This is a genomic window from Wolbachia endosymbiont of Drosophila bocki (assembly GCF_028982005.1).
GTDB lineage: Bacteria > Pseudomonadota > Alphaproteobacteria > Rickettsiales > Anaplasmataceae > Wolbachia > Wolbachia pipientis.
Genome location: NZ_JAPQLG010000099.1, coordinates 1 through 1456, shown reverse-complemented (window position 1 = coordinate 1456; position 1456 = coordinate 1). Strand labels below are relative to the sequence as shown.

General features: G+C 37.5%; 1 protein-coding gene. It reads left to right on the top strand.

Translation table 11 applies throughout. From position 1 onward, the window contains the following. A partial coding sequence (locus OZD61_RS02095; RefSeq protein WP_274979674.1) for a S1 RNA-binding domain-containing protein occupies positions 1-1194 on the top strand: 1194 nt, incomplete at its 5' end. Positions 1195-1456: the final 262 nt, after the last annotated feature.

Here is a 1456-nt window from a genome sequence, read left to right as displayed (position 1 = left end):
CAAATTGTGGATGATATTGAAGGGGATAGACGTGAGCATTTCATGTTGCATTATAACTTTCCCTCATTTGCTGTTGGAGAAACTTCTGCTGTGCGTGCACCAGGAAGAAGAGAAATCGGTCATGGCAAACTTGCTTGGAAAGCAATTCATCCTGTTTTACCCGATAAGTCTGAATTTCCTTATACAATAAGAGTAGTGTCCGAAATTTTGGAGTCTGATGGTTCTTCTTCTATGGCAACAGTTTGTGGGACTTCTCTTGCTTTAATGGATACGGGTGTGCCAATAAAGGCCCCTGTTGCTGGAATTGCTATGGGTCTCATCAAGGATAAAGACGAGTATGTAATACTTTCCGATATACTTGGTGATGAAGATTATCTTGGTGATATGGACTTTAAAGTAGCGGGAACTAGTGAAGGGGTTACGGCGCTACAAATGGACATGAAAATTTCTGGTATAAGCTTTGAAATTGTTGAAAAATCTTTAGAACAGGCAAAAGCTGGAAGATTACATATTTTAGAAAAAATGAATGCAGTGATTTCAGAACACAGTGATGATGTCAAAGACCATGCACCAAGGATGTTATCATTTTACATAGATAAAGACAAAATTTCTGCTGCTATAGGTTCTAAGGGGAAAAATATACGCAGTGTGTGTGAAAGAAGTAATGCAAAAATTGAAATAGGAGATGATGGTAAAGTTTCTGTTTTTGCTACGAGTGGCACTGAAGCTGAAATTGCAAAGAGTATGATGATTGATTCAATAACAGAACTAGAACAAGGTTCTATAGTTGATGTCAAGGTTGTAAGAATAGAGAAGTCTATTGTAGAGCTTGAATTTCTTAATGGCAGAAAAGGAAAAATGCACATAAGTGAAGTAGCTAATGAACATATAGATTCTATAGAGAGCGTACTTAAACAAGATGATACTTTCAAAGCACTAGTAATTGACTTCGAAAAAGGTGGGTGTCCAAAGTTGTCAAGACGTCGGGTTGATCAAGAGACGGGAGGGTTTTTTGAAGGTGAGCTTTACAACGAGGAAAGAAGAGATGGTCCAAATGACAGGGATAATTATTACAATAATTCATTTAGTAGAAAACCTGGAGGAAGTCACCATAAGAGGCCTCCTCGTTCTGGTTTCAGCAACAGAAATAGGCCGAAATTTGGTAATAATGATTCATCATCAGGTTTTTATTAAGAGTAGACTTCTTGCGTTACCTCTCGTCATTCCAGTGCTTAACACTGGAATGACACCCTTTCTGGTGAAGGTTGTTCTCAAATCACAATGTTAGTACAATTGTGGTGTTAGCTATAGCTAACCCAAGGTATCCGTTCAGCAGAGTGGTAGAATAAGGTAGACAAAGTGATCTAAAAAGATAATCATAGAGCGAAAGTGAGGTAATGTGGTAAACCTTTTAGAACTTTGCAAAAATTTACAGCAAAAAATAGAAAAACTGAAA